The 16,301-nt window shown below is 60.6% G+C and carries 15 protein-coding genes and 3 pseudogenes; 4 read left to right on the forward strand and 14 right to left on the reverse strand.

Going from position 1 to position 16,301, the window contains the following annotated elements; translation table 11 throughout:
• A pseudogene (locus tag AC1DUU_RS07600) lies at positions 1-206 on the reverse strand (hypothetical protein); the annotation flags it as partial.
• 35 nt (positions 207-241) lie between these two features.
• Between AC1DUU_RS07600 and AC1DUU_RS07605 the strand changes: the two are divergent.
• A pseudogene (locus AC1DUU_RS07605) lies at positions 242-427 on the forward strand (transposase domain-containing protein); the annotation flags it as partial.
• A 105-nt stretch (positions 428-532) separates the two neighbouring features.
• On the opposite strand, the gene AC1DUU_RS07610 reads toward AC1DUU_RS07605, so the two are convergent.
• The 6 genes from AC1DUU_RS07610 to AC1DUU_RS07635 all read right to left on the reverse strand — a co-directional run bounded on the left by AC1DUU_RS07610 (position 533) and on the right by AC1DUU_RS07635 (position 4,365).
• Positions 533-1,084 (reverse strand): lytic transglycosylase domain-containing protein, encoded by a 552-nt coding sequence (locus AC1DUU_RS07610; protein WP_476782811.1) that lies wholly within the window; start codon positions 1,082-1,084, stop codon positions 533-535.
• Between the two features lie 261 nt (positions 1,085-1,345).
• On the reverse strand, positions 1,346-1,681 hold the full coding sequence (locus tag AC1DUU_RS07615) for a DUF736 domain-containing protein (RefSeq protein ID WP_476782812.1): 336 nt from the start codon (positions 1,679-1,681) through the stop codon (positions 1,346-1,348).
• Between the two features lie 68 nt (positions 1,682-1,749).
• Positions 1,750-2,295, reverse strand: a complete 546-nt coding sequence (locus AC1DUU_RS07620) for a S26 family signal peptidase (protein ID WP_476782813.1) — start codon at positions 2,293-2,295, stop codon at positions 1,750-1,752.
• Positions 2,292-2,813, reverse strand: coding sequence for a DUF2840 domain-containing protein (locus AC1DUU_RS07625; RefSeq protein ID WP_476782814.1), 522 nt, complete (start codon positions 2,811-2,813; stop codon positions 2,292-2,294). Before AC1DUU_RS07625 ends, AC1DUU_RS07620 begins: the two co-directional genes overlap by 4 nt.
• A 364-nt stretch (positions 2,814-3,177) precedes the next feature.
• The gene (locus AC1DUU_RS07630; RefSeq protein WP_476782815.1) at positions 3,178-4,065 is read right to left on the reverse strand and encodes a replication initiator protein A; all 888 of its coding nucleotides are present in this window, start codon (positions 4,063-4,065) and stop codon (positions 3,178-3,180) included.
• A gap of 18 nt (positions 4,066-4,083) precedes the next feature.
• Positions 4,084-4,365 carry a helix-turn-helix transcriptional regulator gene (locus AC1DUU_RS07635; protein WP_476782816.1) on the reverse strand — a complete coding sequence of 94 codons (282 nt, stop codon included), beginning with the start codon at positions 4,363-4,365 and terminating at the stop codon, positions 4,084-4,086.
• Between the two features lie 188 nt (positions 4,366-4,553).
• On the opposite strand from AC1DUU_RS07635, the gene AC1DUU_RS07640 reads away from it, so the two are divergent.
• Positions 4,554-4,835, forward strand: coding sequence for a DUF1048 domain-containing protein (locus AC1DUU_RS07640; RefSeq protein WP_476782817.1), 282 nt, complete (start codon positions 4,554-4,556; stop codon positions 4,833-4,835).
• A gap of 329 nt (positions 4,836-5,164) precedes the next feature.
• Here the strand turns inward: AC1DUU_RS07640 and cysN are convergent, their stop codons facing one another.
• From cysN to AC1DUU_RS07660, 4 genes are all read right to left on the reverse strand, one after another.
• Positions 5,165-7,144, reverse strand: coding sequence for a sulfate adenylyltransferase subunit CysN (gene cysN / locus AC1DUU_RS07645; RefSeq protein WP_476782818.1), 1,980 nt, complete (start codon positions 7,142-7,144; stop codon positions 5,165-5,167).
• A complete protein-coding gene (cysD, locus tag AC1DUU_RS07650; protein WP_476782819.1) occupies positions 7,144-8,082 on the reverse strand; it encodes a sulfate adenylyltransferase subunit CysD in 939 nt (312 codons plus the stop codon). Before cysD ends, cysN begins: the two co-directional genes overlap by 1 nt.
• A gap of 8 nt (positions 8,083-8,090) precedes the next feature.
• On the reverse strand, positions 8,091-10,301 hold the full coding sequence (locus AC1DUU_RS07655; protein WP_476782820.1) for a polysaccharide biosynthesis protein: 2,211 nt from the start codon (positions 10,299-10,301) through the stop codon (positions 8,091-8,093).
• Between the two features lie 139 nt (positions 10,302-10,440).
• Complete coding sequence (locus AC1DUU_RS07660) at positions 10,441-11,331, reverse strand: sulfotransferase family protein (protein ID WP_476782821.1); 891 nt, start codon at positions 11,329-11,331, stop codon at positions 10,441-10,443.
• Positions 11,332-11,801: 470 nt separating this feature from the next.
• On the opposite strand from AC1DUU_RS07660, the gene AC1DUU_RS07665 reads away from it, so the two are divergent.
• Positions 11,802-12,533, forward strand: a complete 732-nt coding sequence (locus tag AC1DUU_RS07665; RefSeq protein WP_476782822.1) for a sugar transferase — start codon at positions 11,802-11,804, stop codon at positions 12,531-12,533.
• Between the two features lie 56 nt (positions 12,534-12,589).
• On the opposite strand, the gene AC1DUU_RS07670 is transcribed toward AC1DUU_RS07665, so the two are convergent.
• Genes AC1DUU_RS07670 through AC1DUU_RS07680 form a run of 3 tightly spaced genes read right to left on the reverse strand, consistent with a single transcriptional unit; the run spans position 12,590 to position 15,487 of the window.
• Complete coding sequence (locus AC1DUU_RS07670) at positions 12,590-13,699, reverse strand: NeuD/PglB/VioB family sugar acetyltransferase (protein ID WP_476782823.1); 1,110 nt, start codon at positions 13,697-13,699, stop codon at positions 12,590-12,592.
• A gap of 6 nt (positions 13,700-13,705) precedes the next feature.
• Positions 13,706-14,638 (reverse strand): alpha-ketoacid dehydrogenase subunit beta, encoded by a 933-nt coding sequence (locus tag AC1DUU_RS07675; RefSeq protein ID WP_476782824.1) that lies wholly within the window; start codon positions 14,636-14,638, stop codon positions 13,706-13,708.
• Positions 14,639-14,641: 3 nt separating this feature from the next.
• Entirely contained in the window at positions 14,642-15,487 is an 846-nt protein-coding gene (locus AC1DUU_RS07680; protein WP_476782825.1) for a thiamine pyrophosphate-dependent dehydrogenase E1 component subunit alpha, read from the reverse strand.
• Positions 15,488-15,757: 270 nt separating this feature from the next.
• Between AC1DUU_RS07680 and AC1DUU_RS07685 the strand changes: the two are divergent.
• Positions 15,758-16,301, forward strand: a pseudogene (locus AC1DUU_RS07685) (sulfotransferase family protein); the annotation flags it as partial.

The following is a 16,301-nucleotide window of genomic DNA, read 5'->3' on the forward strand; positions in this document are numbered from 1 at the left end:
AGATCTAAAAGTCGGGCAACCGAAATGCGCGGAACGTCAGTGGTTTTGACCGATGCGACCGCTGGATCAAGCATCCATGCGGGAACCAGGAAGGATGGGCACTCGCCTGAGCGCAGGGTCAAATGACGACTGCCGTTGTGGAACTGATCTGCAATCACGATCGCGGGCCGCCGGAACAGCGGGTGGAACGGATAGGCGACCTCCACCTCATGCCCTAGAATCCGGGCATCATGAGGTCCCGTCGGACGGGGGAGGCGGCCGCTGGGCGATCGTCTGTTCGCTGGTCGAGACCGCCAAGCTCAACGGCGTCGAGCCCTACGCCTATCTCGCCGACGTACTTCAGCGCATGCTTGACGGACATCCCGTCAACAGCCTCGACGACCTCCTGCCGTGGGCCTGGAAAGCGGCAAATCCTGTCAATGCCTGACATCACGTGCAGCCCCCGGACGCTTACCGTGTTTCCCTGCGCCACCCCACCGTGCCGCACATCCTCTCCGGGGATACGCAAGTTCGCGCCACGCCACGAAAACCGTCATTGCGGGCTTCCTGCGCTGATACGCACGGCAAAGAGGCCGTTCGAGCGCGGTGTGGTGGCGGAGACATCGCGCACGCTGGCACTCTCCACCGTTGCGGGTTTGTCGCTGTCGGATTGCGTCTGCTCTGCGGCGACGATGCCAACGGCGGTCGGAACGAAGAGCGATGAGCGACGCCATGCTAGAGATTCCGCCGTGATCGACGCAGCGGGTCTCGGCGCTGAATCTGTCAGCGAACCTCCACCGATAAGAGGGGCGAGCGTCGCGACATAGGCGCGGGTCTCCGTGGGCAATGGACGCCCTGCAAGATAGCCTTCGTAGCGCGCCGGCCCCGCATTGTAGGCTGCGAGGAACCCCGGCGAACCGAAGCGGTCGTGCATCTCGCGCAGATAGGCGGTGCCCGCCAGAATGTTGTCGCGTGGATCGAAGGGATCGCGACCTAGTGACAGACGCGTGCGCAATTCCTCCCATGTGTCGGGCATGATCTGCATCAGGCCGCGCGCTCCGGCACCAGAGACGGCATGTTGGTCGCCTGCGCTCTCCGTGCGCATGACGGCGCGTATCCAGGCGACCGGAACGCCGAAACGCCTCGAGGCATCGGCGATGTGAGCGGCATAGGGATCGGTCTGTGACGGTTGTAGTGCAGCGACTGGCTCGGCAAGAGCAGTGCCGGTCGCGCAAGCATGGAGGAGAAGGCCGAAAAGGAGAAGAAGCGCAAGGCGCGGGCTAACGCGCCGCCTTCCATCTGCCAGCCGACGGCACAGCTTGTGCCGCCGCCGCTGCGGTGATGACATGCCCGGAAACTGCATTGCTTACGCTTTCTCGCCGCGCTCACGCGGGCGGTTCCAATGCAGCGACCAGGAGGAGGCGTCGTCGCCGTTCTGGAACAGGCGCGCGCGGATCGGCTCGTCGAAGGTCGGATCGTCGAGCTGCAACGAGATGTATTCGCCTGCCTTGTCGCTCGTGCGCGTCCAGCCCGCACCGACCTCCGGTCCATCCTCCGATCCGCGATGGATGCGGTAGTCGGGCGCATTCTCGGTGTCGCCCGGATCGACCGAGACGATAGCGAGTTCAAGGTGGAAGGTGAGGGTGTGAACGCGTCCGACAAAGCCTGTCACCTCGCGCGTAAACTGTCCGATCTGAGCCACGATATGGGTCCTTTCTGTTGTTGCGGTGATGCTGAGGACGGCGCGGCGAAGCGTCGCCTGTTGCGCGCTCACCGCATGGGTGCGCGCCATTCGAAGCGACCGTCGCCTTCCTCGTCGGTCCACAGCGGGACGGCGCGGCCGATGATCTGGTCAGTGGAGGTGAGGCCGAAGTAGCGACCGTCTAGGCTGTCGCGGACCTGCCAGTTCATGAGGAAGATTTCGCCGTTCGGAATGTGCTGGCAGCCCTGCCAGACAGGCAGCTCGCGGCCGGTGCGATCGCGCTCGAGTGCGGAGCCGGCCTCGATGGCGTCAATGGTGATGGCAAGGTTGTTGCGGCAGACGGTTTGGCCGGAAACCGCGCGAACGCGCTTGAGGAGCGGTACGCCCTTGGGCAGATAGCTGCGCTCGGCGAGGAACGTCGCGAGAGGTTCGAGTGCGTCGACGGCAACAAGATCGGTGACTTCGAACGGACCGTCGAAGTCGATCTCATAGAGCCCGATCGGCACGCTGGGCGAGGCGTTCCAAATGAGCTTGATCGGCATCGGCGTGAGTGCCGGATAGCCGACGCCCATCGTCACGAACACCGTCGAGAGGACGATGGCGATGCGGCTCATGGCTCCGCCCTCCGGCGCAGAAGGAACGCGCGATGCTGTTCGAGTGAATAGGTGCGCGGCTCCTGTCCGGCGGTCACGCGGTTGTGGGCTTGCCGCCAATAGTCCGGGGAGACCGCTTCTGGATCGATGCCGAGCTGCTCGATGGCGTCGATCGCCTGCAGCACGCGCTCGACCTTAGGCCAGCTCTCGATCTTGAGCAGGATGTCGCCGCCGGGGCGCACGAAGGGTAGCGTCTGGTAGGCTTCGCCGCGTGTCACGGCGCGCACGATGTCGATGCGCGAGATGATTGTGCCGAAGTCGTTCGAGGCCCAGCGCACGAAGGCGAAGACGGTGCCGGGCCGGAAGGAGAGGATGCGACGGCGGCGGTCGAGGATCTGTTCATGAGCGGACGCGCCGAAGCGAATCCAGTGCTCGATCTTCTTTTCGATCCAGGTCAGTTCGACATGGATGAGGTTGTTGACTGGGAGCGCGGCCAGCGTCGGGCCGCCGCGCATGCGGGAGGCTGCGATGTAGTTCATGTTTTGTCTCCTGATGTTGCGTTGAATTCGCGCGCGACCAGGTCGGGAGGCATGTCGGTGATGGGATGCCGCGCTTGTACGCGGCGATCTGGATGCGACCGCGCAGATCCGGCGTGATGTCGACGGTGGGCCGCGCGGTGAAACCGGCCGCATGGGCCGCTCTTCGCTGGCTTGGCGATGTTATCCCCAAGCCAGCCAAGACGCGGGTCCGTTAGAAAGATTCCGAAGGAATCTGGGTTAGATAAGTTACGGCGGCCGCAAGGCTTTGAATCGGGACGATGAATCGTCGATTCCGGTCCTCGATAGCACGAGGATCGGGTCCCCGATGGCACGATAGGGGCGGTCCCCGATAGCACGAGTGAATTCACAGCTTTTCCCCAAAGCGCGTTGACGGCTTCCGTCGCGGGCGCGGCGGGGTGAAAAAAGTCGGATCGGAACCGACGAAGGTGAGGACGTCTGGGCCATTGGCCTGGCGCGCGATGGCGAGGCGATAGCCGGGCAGGGGCTGCCGGCGTACGATGTCACGCAGGTCGTAGACGAAGTGCTTGAGCGGCGAGAGACTGCCGGACTTCTGATGCAAACGCGCGAAGTCGAAGCTCCATCCGAAGGACTGCCGTCCGCCGTGCTTGCGCACGATCCGGTAGAGCCAGCGCTCGAGGCCGCCGGTCAGATCGAAATACGCCGGGTCGATGGTCAGCACGAGCGCGTCATCGAGGACGGCGCGATAGAACCAGTCGGGCAGGATCAGCTCGATGCCGACGGGCCGTCCCTCGCGATCAGTGCGCTCCTGCCATTCATTGATCCAGGAGAAGCGATGGCGGCGGCCTTCCGCCGGCTGGCGAATGGAGGTCGCGACCGTTGTGGACTGGAGCCTATCGAGCGCGGCTTTCAGCCGTTGGTAATCGCGCGCGCCGACGCCCCGGCTGGTGAAGGTCAGGATTTCGTAAGGTGTGGTCGCCATCAGGCGCGAGGTGCGCAAGCCAGCGTCGCGAGCATTGACGATCTGGCTGGCGGCCCAGATCAGGATGTCGGCGTCCCAGATCGTGGCCATGCCATGATCCGGCACGGCCTCGACTCGGATGGTCTCGTCGCCAGCCTTGAAGTCGATGGGCGTGACGCGTTTCGATTTTGCGAGAGAGAAGAATGGATAGGCCATGAGGTCCTGCGCATCGCGGGGCGCGAAGTTGCCTGGAAGCGCATGGAACAGATCGAGCTGTCCGCGTTCCGACTGTGGGCGAGTCCGACCCGACAAAAGAGAACCGCCGCGCAATCAGCGGGCGTATCGACCGGCATGCGCCGGAGGCGTTGTCGGATAGCGCTTGGCGGGAAGGACAGTACCGCGCGGATCGGAGGTGGACGTCACCGCGCCGCGATCGGCCCAGGCTTCGAGATCGTCGATGGCGTAGACGACGCGGCCGCCAAGCTTGCGATAGGCGGGGCCGGTTCCGTAGGTGCGATGCTTTTCGAGGGTGCGGGCGGAGAGGCTGAGGAAATTGGCCGCTTCCTTGGTGCGCAGAAAGCGTGGCGGCAAGCCGGCGTTTCGACCGTTCATCGGGCGTCTCCATAGCGTTTGTGAATGCCGTTGAGATCAAGCGGCGGACACGGGTGATGATGGAGAAGGGGTAAAGCGCTGTTCAGGTGCGAAATGAGCGGGGTGTAAATTCGCACAGGCAAAGTGCCGCCGGACGGGCCTGCCATGGCGGAGATAGCTCGAACAGCTCCGCGAAGGAGGTATTAGACATGGCCACAGGATGGATCGAGCAGATCACAGGGTCCCTCGAGCAGAAGAAGCGCTACCTGCAGTACAAGGCGCGCACGGAAGGGCTTCCCGCGAACTATGGCACGGCGATCGATGCGCTGAATCAGTACCTGATATACTTTGGGGCGATAACGAAAGGGGACACCCTGTTTTCGATGCTGGAGGATCTTGCAGATCCATTCGAGCAGAGCGCCGCGAACGGAACCCCGATCCGCGAGATCGTCGGGGAGAACCCCTGGAGTTCGCGGAGACGTTTCTCATGAACTACTCGTAGGGTCAGGGGACCAACAAGGAGCGGGAACAGCTGACCGACGCCATTGATCGGGTCGCGGGCAACGAACAGTAACGAGAGAACGGATATTCAGATGACACCCAATCAGGTCCTGGGGCCGGCGATCCACGTGCAGGGCCTGGAGAAGTCGTACAAGAAGCTGCTGGAGCGTCGACGTCGCTACGCAGGCTGCGGACGTGCGGGAGTCAATCAGCCTCGGCGGACAGTTGGGAGGCGTCACGCGAATATCGCAACCTCCTCCTCCTCCTGTACGGCATCGGCAAGGGATTGCCGGTCGCCGTGCACGGGCGCTCCAGATTGCTAAGTTCGAGTCGTGGAGTGCTCGCCCGTCGACTCCCGAGGGCCGGGTTCCTGTCCGCTAGGGTTGAAGCAGCGAACCATACTGTGCTCATCGAGCCAATTCTCCAGTTCATCCAACATCTCCTCAGCGTTTCTGCCGAGTGTTTGAAGATGGAGTTCCGGGTTCTCGGGAGGTTCGTAGGGCGAATCGAGACCAGTGAAATTCTTGATCGTGCCATTCAGGGCCCTCGCATAAAGCCCCTTCGGATCGCGCCTTGCGCATTCCTCGAATGGCGTGTCGACGAATATTTCGACGAATTCACCCTCTTCCATCCGTTCGCGTGCCATCTGTCGTTCGGCGCGGAATGGCGAAATGAAGGACACGAGCACGATCAGCCCGGCATCGGCCATCAGCCGGGCGACTTCGACCACGCGGCGAATGTTTTCGACCCGGTCCTCCTCGGTGAAACCCAAATCCCGGTTGAGCCCGTGGCGGATGTTGTCGCCGTCGAGCAGATAGGTGTGCCGGCCAGCCGCGTTCAGTTTTTTCTCAAGCAGGTTGGCAATTGTCGACTTGCCCGATCCCGACAGGCCAGTGAACCACAGTACGGCTGGCTTTTGAAACTTTTGCGCCGCGCGCTGGCTGCGGTCGATGTCGAGCATCTGCCAGTGGATGTTGCGCGCGCGCCGCAACGGATGGCTGATCATGCCAGCACCCACGGTGGCGTTGGTCATGCGGTCGACGAGGATGAACGCGCCGGTGACACGGTTGTCGCTGTAGYGGTCGAAAGCGATTGGCGCCTGGACAGAGAGATCGCATACGCCGATCTCGTTCATGTCGAGATGTGCTGCGGCTTCTTTGGCAAAGCTCGTCACGTTGATCCGATGTTTCAGCGCAGTCACCGTCACTCYTGCCTGGTCGGTCTCCGTGCGTAGAATGTAAGGCCGGCCGGGCAGCAGCGGCTTGTCGTCGAACCAGACGATTGTAGCCTGGAACTGGTCCGCCACTTCGGGGCGTACATCGACGGTGGACAGCACGTCGCCGCGCGAGATCTCGATCTCGTCCTCCAGCAAAAGGGTGACCGACTGGCCGGCGATTGCCAGCGGACTATCCGCTGTACCGACGAGGATTCGCTTCACGCGCGAGCAGCGCCCCGACTTCGCTGCAACTACGGTCTGGCCAGTGCTGACAAATCCCGACGCCATGGTGCCCGAGAAGCCGCGAAAATCCTGGTTGGGGTGGTTCACATACTGGACTGGCAGACGGAACGGCTTGTCCACCGCGTCGCCGTCTATCGCAATCGCCTCGAGGTGTTCGAGCAGCGTCGGGCCCGAATACCAGCGCATTACATCCGACGGCCGGGTGACGTTGTCGCCATAGCGTGCCGACATCGGGATCGGCTCGATCGACTGGAAGCCGAGACTGAACGCAAAGTCACGATATTCAGCTGAGATGCGCTCGAAAACCTCCCGGTCGAAATTGACCAGATCGAACTTGTTCACGGCAAGAGCTACGTGACGGATGCCGAGCAGCGAAGCGATGATGGAGTGGCGGCGGGTCTGTTGCAGAATGCCCCGGCGGGCATCGACCAGCACAATGGCCAGATCGGCGGTCGAAGCGCCGGTTGCCATGTTGCGGGTATATTGTTCGTGGCCGGGGGTGTCGGCGACGATGAACTTGCGTTTGGGCGTCGCGAAGAAGCGGTGGGCGACGTCAATGGTGATGCCTTGCTCCCGCTCGGCCTCCAGGCCATCGACCAAAAGCGCGAAGTCGATGTCGGCACCATTGGTGCCATGTTTGCTAGAATCCCTTTCCAGCGCGGCAAGCTGATCCTCGAAAATCAGCTTGGTGTCGTAGAGCAGGCGGCCGATCAGCGTTGACTTGCCGTCGTCGACCGAGCCGCAGGTCAAAAACCGCAACAGCGACTTTTCGTTTTGGTCCGTTATGAAGTCGCCATAGTCGAAACGCGCGGCGGAAACGGGAAGGTCGTGCCTCGTCATCAGAAATAGCCCTCGCGTTTTTTCTTCTCCATTGAACCGGTCTCGTCCTTGTCGATGAGACGGCCTTGACGCTCGGAAGTCCGTGCGGTGAGCATTTCCATGACGATGGCTTGGAGGTCGCAAGCGTCCGATTCAATGGCGCCGGTCAGCGGATAGCAGCCGAGCGTGCGGAAGCGAACGAGACGATGCTCGACGGTTTCGCCCGGCAGCAATTTCATGCGCTCGTCGTCGCGCAGGATCAACATGCCGTCGCGCTCGACGACCGGCCGCCGCTTGGCGAAATAGAGTGGTACGATCGGGATTTCTTCCTGCAGGATGTATTGCCAGATATCGAGTTCGGTCCAATTCGACAGCGGAAAGACGCGGATCGATTCACCCGGCGCGACTCGCGTGTTGTAGATCTTCCACATTTCCGGCCGCTGGTTCTTGGGGTCCCAGGCGTGATTGGTATTGCGAAAGGAGAAGATGCGTTCCTTGGCTCGGGATTTTTCCTCGTCGCGGCGGGCCCCGCCAAACGCGGCATCAAAGCGGTATTTGTCGAGCGCCTGCCTTAGCGCGACCGTCTTCATCACGTGCGTATGGGTGTTGGAACCGTGAACGAAGGGATTGATGCCCTCGCGAACGCCATCCTCGTTGATATGAACCAGGAGATCGAAGCCATGCCTGGTCACCATGGCGTCGCGAAACGCGATCATTTCGCGAAATTTCCAGGTCGTGTCGACATGGAGAAACGGAAACGGCGGCTTTGCCGGATAGAAGGCTTTCATCGCCAGATGCAGCAGGACCGAAGAATCCTTGCCGACCGAATACAGCATCACCGGCTTCGAAAACGTTGCCGCGACTTCCCGGAAAATGTGAATGGCCTCGGCTTCCAGCCGGTCGAGATGGCTCTGTTTGATGGTGGGGTGCGTTTGCTGTGTGATCGAGGAGGGAGGCATTGTGGGAATCATGGTGTCAGCCCATTATTGCGTCCATCGCTCTGCGACAGGATGAAGCTCATCGTTTCAAAAGCAGACTTGGTATCGCCTTCCATTGCCGCCGAACGCAGGCGCTCGAAGCCTTCATAAAGTACGGACAGTGGCACTGGCGTCGGCACTGCCCCCATGACTCCAGGGACAGGCGGATTGACCCGCTTCTCGGAGACGTCAAAAAGCTCTTCGAACAGCTTTTCTCCGGGACGGCAGCCGACGATCTGGATGTGCACGTCCTGATCGGGCACGAAGCCGGCCAGGCGGATCATCCGCCGTGCGATGTCGATGATCTTGATCGGCTCGCCCATGTCGAGAACGAAGATTTCGCCGCTTCCCAACTTCTTCTCGAGACCATAGGCCGACGCCTGAAGCGTCAGTTCGACGGCCTCGCGAATGGTCATGAAAAAGCGCATCATCTCAGGGTGCGTGACGGTCAGTGGCCCGCCACGTGCAAGTTGCCGCTTGAACAACGGGATCAGCGACCCACTGGAACCAAGCACATTACCGAAGCGCACGGTCATGAAACGCGGAGAGGCAGCGTCGGTCGCTCCTTCCAGGTCGAGTGACTGGCAATAGAGTTCGGCAAGCCGCTTCGTGGACCCCATCACGTTGGGTGAGTTTACCACCTTGTCTGTGGAAATCTGCACCATGCCGAGCGCGCCCCAGCGCTTCACCGCCTCGGCGATGTTCATCGTGCCGAACACGTTGGTGAGCACGCCTTCGCAGGGGTTAAGCTCGACCATCGGCACATGCTTGAGGGCGGCGGCGTGGAATACGAGTTCCGGCCTGTGCTGCGCGAACACCCCTTCGACACGACGTTTGTCGCGCACGTCGCACAAATGCACCGAACGCTCTATGGCGGGGAAATTTTCCGCAAGATCAAGGTCGATCGAGTAGAGGTTGAACTCGCTGCTATCGACAAGAACCAGCCGTGATGGCGCGAGCCTTGCTACCTGTCTAGCCAGTTCGCTACCGATCGAGCCGCCGGCGCCAGTGATCATGACGCGGCGGCCGCCGATAAAACGCTGCATGGCGGCGACATCGAGCGCAGCCTGCGGCCTCTCCAGCAGGTCGGTGAGCTCGATAGGCCGCAGTTCGAACTCGGTGGCAACTCGGGGATTTCGCAATTCTGTCGCGGGATTCAGCCGTGAAACGGCCATGCCCAACCGGTCGGCGCAGGCGATCAGCCGCTCCGCTTCGCCGCTCTCAAATGAAGAAAGCGGTGCTGTGAAGATGAGGTGGCGAGGCCGCTGGCCTCGGCCGTCAAGTTCGGCCACGACGGCGTCGAATTCATCTGTCGAGCCCAGCACCGCGACGCCGCGCATCATCGACCCGGTCTCGTCAGGAGAATTGTTGAGGAACCCCACCGGTTCGTGCGTCGATGTCGAGTCGCGCTGCAGCGCACGCAAATAGAGGTCGGCCTCGTGGCCCGCGCCGACAAGCAGCACTGGGATGCGCGGGTTGAGATCGGCCGGCGCCCAATGCAGGGCACCGATCAGGGTCCTGAAGTCTTCCTGCCGGAAGCTAAGCCTGACGGCAGCCAGCAACGATACCAGCGCCATGATCTCGATTGCGATGATGGAATGCGGAATGATGGCGAAACGCGAATACAAAAAGACGAACGTCATGAGGACCATCGAGGCGATCAGGATCGCCTGCACGAGGACGACATAATCGGGAATGGAGGCATATTTCCACTTGCGCTTGTACAGGCCTGCAGCGGGAAAGGTTACAGCGCAGATGACCACAAACACCGCAGTCAGAATCGCGAGCGCTTTGGCCGCGCGGGCGTCGGTAAGGAACATTTGCGGGCCGAAACGGAGCCACGCCGCCAGCATCAGCGCCAGCGCGCTAAGCGAAAGATCGACTGCGTAGAGATATCGATTGCTTATGGTTGACTTCACCGCAGAAGAGATCCGCGATCGCGCGCGCAGGTAGGGGGATTTCTTAGTCAGCGAAGCTGCCACGGTTACAAGTAACGGGCTATTGGGCTGAGGCGTATTAGTTTCTCCGTTGGCGTTTGCGCCTAAGTCTCGCAATTGCGCTGTTTTCGCAGCGATATGGTTGTGTCTCATGTGAACCCCCCCCGCTGGTGCCGCATGGCACTTGATTTCTCGGACCCACGCGAGGAGCGACCCTTGGAGCTGATGCGTGGGCGGAGAGCGGTTGCAGCCGCGCGGTTTCAACTCCGGGTCCGGCGTTGTATCTTGTGGTGGCTGTCAATTGTTGGAAAGGTGTTGGAAAGGTGCACGACGCGCGGGATGTGTCAGTTAAACCCTTGAGTGGTTCCGATTTTACGCAGTTGCGGGTTTTTTGCCCTTCGCGTCAGTCGCTCTCAGCTCCGCCCTCCGGCGAAGCGGGACTGTCTGCCAGCCAGGCGGACAAGTCCCTTCCGATCATGCGCCCTAAGGCCTCGACATCGGGGGCATAATAGTCGACCAGCCGCTCTCGTACGCCCGCAGGCAGCGGAGCGTATCGAGTCTCGCGGCTGAGCATTGCATGAACCTTGCGGAAATACGCGGTGTCGCGAAACAGAGCTGCAAGAGGCTTTATCGGCCGGAGGGCCCGGCGCACCCTGGGGCCCACCATAGGGGTGGTCTTGTCCTTTATTTTAGTCTGGATGCAGGCGACCRTACCTCCAGATGCGAGGCCAAGGAATTCCCTCACGGCGCCGAGGTGATCTTGCGGCCGGAGCTTCATCACCTCGAAAAAAGTTACAAGGATCTGATCGGAAGGAAAGCGATCATAGAAGGGCCGCAACTGCTTATGGTACAGGCCGGCGCTAATGAGGCGGGTATTCTGGGGTCTACGCGGGTCGAGGTAACACGCGACATCGCGACCGATCTCCCCGCGCCGATACATCATGCAGTAGTCCGAATACGCACGCTCGACGGGATTGCGAAGCTGGGCCACCAGCTTCACCTTCGGCAACTTTCTGGATATCAAACCCGCCGCCTCGGCGCTTTCGAGGTAGGAGTTGGATTTCTCGCCAGCAACAAGGCCGTCCGCATTTTGCGGGAACTGGGCAAGGTACCAGTCGTCGCCTCGATCGAATTTCCGGCTGAAATAGTGGAGTTCCGGTTCCGGCATGCCGACCTGGTGATCTGTCTGGAGCGACTTCTGCAGCCAGGTCGTTGCGCTCTTGGTGGCCCCGATGATCAGGAAATCGACGTCATCCAAGGTCATGAGCGTGGCCTTGCGGTCGTTCGCGCGCATATCTGGACGTTGCCTCGTGCCGTCTGGGTGCCGCCGCGAGCTCGGTCGAAAGTAAGGCCTTCGGCTGCTTGTTGACGACCATATCTAGATGACCTTTTCTCCGTCGGGGAAACTTGCCATGCCGAACCCGCCACGGCGTAGTCCGACATACTCAGCCCGAGGATGCTTCGTTACGAGAGAAAATACCTCTTGGCCAGGTTATCGTGACGACAGGTTTTTCCCCAATGCGGCGGCCAGCTCGCGCTTCGCGCGCGCGACCCCAAATGGCAGCGTCGCTGCTCTACCGGGCCAAGACAGTTCCAGTGTCAGCTGGTCAGGAAAAAACTCGTTTTGCTGTCTGAAGGCTCTGTTAGAATATTGAGTTAGAATCCCATTTGAATCCATCGGCTTCGAACCCGCCAGCGCGGCAAAGCGAGTCGAGAAATTTCCATTTGTGGCTAAGCCGCAAGTTAGGGCGGTGAAGGTAAAGAATGATGCTTAAGCGCGGATTTGATTTTATTGTTGCGACATCACTTCTCATTGCGCTGTCCTGGCTTATCATTTTGATCGCCATCGCTGTTCTTGCCGTCTTGGGGAGGCCGATTTTGTTTTTGCAACGACGCCCTGGGCTTCACGGCAAACCATTTACAATATTCAAATTCAGAACCATGGTGGAAGCACGGGACCTGGCCGGTAATCTTCTGCCGGATGGCGTCAGATTGGCCCGTTTTGGCAAGTTGCTGCGGAAAACCAGCCTCGACGAACTGCCTTCCCTCATCAATGTGCTGCGCGGCGAAATGAGCCTGGTCGGGCCGCGTCCCTTGCTGATGGAGTATCTGGGACGCTACTCGCCCGAGCAGACGCGTCGACACGACATCTTGCCCGGCATCACCGGCCTAGCCCAGGTGAATGGCCGCAACTCTCTCGAATGGGATAAACGGTTGGCGCTCGATGTCTGGTATGTCGACAACAGAAGTTTTTGGCTGGATCTGAAGATCCTTGCGGCGACATGTATTGCTGTGTTCAAGGTGAGGGATGTGAGCGCGCCCGGGCATGCAACTATGCCCATCTTTATGGGCTCTGGCCAATCGCACCCCAAAGCTAGCGAGACCAAGGCTCAAGAAAGCGCTGCTGGTTCTCGCCCAGACCGCAATCAGCCGAAGGCAAACTCGTCGGACCGGTCGACCGGAATTGCCCCGTTTCTCTGGACATTCTTAGGGTAAGTCTAGGACGAGTTCGTTGATCTGCAGTCGATGGGGCGCGCCAGCGCACATGGAACTCAGAGCGAGCTTGGCTGGCGCTTCTGTCGCCGTCCGTGGGCATCGACAAGGGTATTGTCAGCTACGTCGCTGGCAACGGCCGAGCCATTGTGGATCAGGACATTTTTACCGATCTTTACGCCCAATAGCACGGTCGCGCCCATGCCCACGACCGTCATGGAACCAACGCTGACACCGCCCGCAAGGATAGCGCCCGGTGTTAAATGCACGTGGTCGTCCACGATGCTGTCGTGGCAGACGATGCTGCCCTGGTTGACGATGACGTTGCCTCCGATCGTGCACCGCGGCCCGATCGTAGCGCCCGCGAGAATATGGCAGCCGCGCCCGATATGCGTTCCGATCGATATCACCGCTGAGGGATGAACCACCGGCGGTAACATGAAGCCCATCGTGGTGGCGCGCTCGAACATCATGCGCCTGGTCTCGTTCGACTCTGAGCCGCCAATTCCGATGAAGGCATAAAGTGTGCCCGCCGAAAACAAGGGCTCCAGTAGGTCTTCCTTGCCAACAACCGAAATTCCACCGCAGACGGAATGGCCAACCGGCAGTGCCTGATCGATGCAGCCGACGATGTCGTATCCAGAGTTGCTGAGCGCATCGATCAGGCAGGCTGCGTGCCCGCCGCCGCCTATGATCAAGGCGCGCCGCATATCGCGCGAGCAATCGGGCGCTTGGCGCGGTGCGGGACTTGGACGACCCATTCCGATTGCGGCTGCGCGCACTTCCGCCTCGCCGATACGGCCGTTGGCGGGGCTGACATGGGCAAGATCGATGCCGATCTCGTCCGCGACCTTGCGCGCTTTGGCCGTTATCGTGATCTCCTTGGTCTCTAACTTTATGACTTCAGGATCTGTTGCTTCCACGTCCTCGGTCGCATCAACGATCTGGCACAAGACAGTGCCGACTTCGACAAACGCGCCGACCTGGACTTGGAGCCTACCTATCATACCGGCCTGTGGCGCCTCGACTTCGATGGCAGCCTTGGTGGTTTCGAGAACGAGCAAGATGTCGCCTTGCTCAACTCGCTGCCCCTCGACAACCTTGATATCGATGACTTGGAGATGATCCTCGTTGGCGTTAACGCGGGGAGTTTCGATGGACAGGTTCATGGGCCGTCAGTCTTTCTCAAACAATTCAAGGCAAGCTGCACGGATGGCGGCCGATCCGGGCAGAACATCGTTCTCCCATTCCCGGCTGGACGGGATCGGATGATCGGGGCCCGTCAGGGCTCTGAAATGCTTGATATGGCCAATCAGGCTATGCGCGCATTCCGACCCGAAGCCCCAGCCTGGCGAGTCTTCTTCAACGGTCACCACGCATGCGCAACCGCGAACAGCGTTTCGCACTGCCTGTTCGGGAAATGGAGAGAGCTGCTCGACCGCGACGACCTTTGCCACGATTTCGTCTTCCTCGGCGAGACGGTGTGCTGCAGCTACGGCCTGTTCCAGGCAGCCGCCGTAAGTGATGATCGCCACGTCGGGATTGAGCGGGCTCGGCAGCGCTGCCGCGCCATGCACGGGCCTTGCATACATCACCTTGTTTTCAATGATCAGATGCGGTGACCGTGCGGAAAATGCACGATGCAGCAGTGCCGCCGGATCGGCGTACTCGTGCACGGCAAGGACCGTCAGGCCGGGAACACCACAAAAGTGCTTTTCGAGGCTCTGCGAATGCGTTGGGCCATAACCGCGCCTTCCGCCCATGGGAGCGCGCACGATCAAAGGCACCTCGACCTGATCGTTGTACATCCACGGGAATTTCGCTGCGTGGTTGATCAACTGATCAGCAGCAAGTGCCATGAAATCTCCGAACATCAGTTCGGCAATGGCAGGCTTTCCCTTGAGCGCCAGTCCGACAGCCACGCCCACCAGACCTGCCTCGCTGATGGGCGTGGTCCAGACGCGATCCGGATAGGCTGATGACAGCCCCTTTGTGGCTTTGAACGCGCCGCCGTAGGGATCGATGATGTCCTCCCCCAGGATAATCAGGTTGGGGTCGGCACTCATCAGGTCGTGAAGCGCGCGATTGATCGACTCGACGACACGCATGGACTAGGCCCGCGCCAAATCAGCCGAGGATGCCTGCTTCACCGCATCGTCGACAGCGGCCCGGCAGAACGCGTCAATTTCTTCGAAGTTGGGAACGCGGCGACGCATGGGGGGGATCGGATCGCGCGCTTTCGCTTGCTCGATACGCTCGGCTGGGCGCGTATCGTCGCCCTTGCTGTGGGGGCYGATCCGCTCGGTGCGGAGATAAAGCCAGGCGGGGCGGGAGCCCTTGCGGACATATTCGACGGCTTTCATGGCAAGCGCATGGATCTCGATCGGGTCGCTGCCATCGTAAGCGAAGCTCCGCACGCCGAATGGTTCGGCGCGGCCGACAATCGACCCGGCGACGGCAAGGTGTTTCGGCGTGGTTTGAGCGATCTCATTGTCCTCGACGACAAAAAGCACAGGTGCGCCGAACACCGAAGCAAGGTTGAGGCTTTCGTAGACAATGCCTTCGCCCATCGTGCCGTCGCCAAGAAATACCACGGCAATCGCACCGTCTTCCTTCATGGCCAATGCGCTTCCGACTGCAACTGGCGCTATGCCGCCCTGGATGCCGTTGGAGTGGAAATTGCGAAAACACAGATGCTGGCTGCCGCCGCGCCCGCCGCAAACACCGCTCACGCGCCCCATGATCTCGGCGATCAGCCCTTCAATCTCACCCGAATAGGCGATGAAATGGCCGTGGCAGMGATGGTTGCTCCAGACGACGTCGCGGTCCCGGTCGAGCGCATTCAGCACCCCCACCGCATTGGCCTCCTGGCCCTTCGACGTGTGCGTGGTGCCAAACAACAGCCCCTGTGAGAAAAGCTCGAGCAGGCGCTCCTCGACGAGGCGAATGAGCATCATCTGCTGATAAAATCGCGCTGGACGCGGCAAATGGAGGCCGAGCAACACCTGCATCGCATCTGCGGTGGATTGCACAGGTCGAGCGTTCAGTCGGTTGAACGATGCCATGACATTAACCCCACGCGTCCAGATCCTGAAAAATGCTAAAGGCCAAATCACAGGCTTCGTCTGCCGATAGCAAGTCAGGAAAATCCGGTGTCGTCCGGAATTGAATGCTGCACGCGAAGTCGGGTAGGATGCCTAGCCTAAGCCTAGGGGCAGGGGGCGCGTATGCCGGCGACGCAACCAGTTCGCGTTGTCTATGTCGCAGGTTACGGGCGCAGTGGGACGACTGTGCTTGATATCGCCTTGGGACAGCATCCCCAGGTGCTCGGCGGGGGAGAAGTTACGGCGCTGACGCGGCAAGTCTGGCGAAAGAACGAATACTGCGCGTGCGGCCAGCCGGTCCATGACTGCACCTTCTGGGGTCCGGCCTTGCGACAATGGTGCGAAGGTCAGCGCGTGTCGCTGATGCCCCAGTATCAAGAGTGCCAACGAAAAATCGAGGGATTGTTCGGGCACGCGAAATTGTCGTCTGGACTTGGAAATCGAAAGCAGTTTGAATTCTACGCTCATCACACCGGGCGCCTTTTCGAGGCGATGTTGTCGCAATCCAACAAAAAGGTGATCGTCGATTCCTCGAAGCTGCCGGGAAGGGCGATGGCGCTGGCCCTTGTTCCGACGATAGACTTACGGGTCATTCATGTGGTGCGTGATGGGCGTGGTGTGGCCTGGTCGCTGGCCAAAGCCTACGAGCGTGACGTTAAAGGAGGGC

Source organism: Aminobacter sp. P4_H6_2 (genome assembly GCF_056400805.1).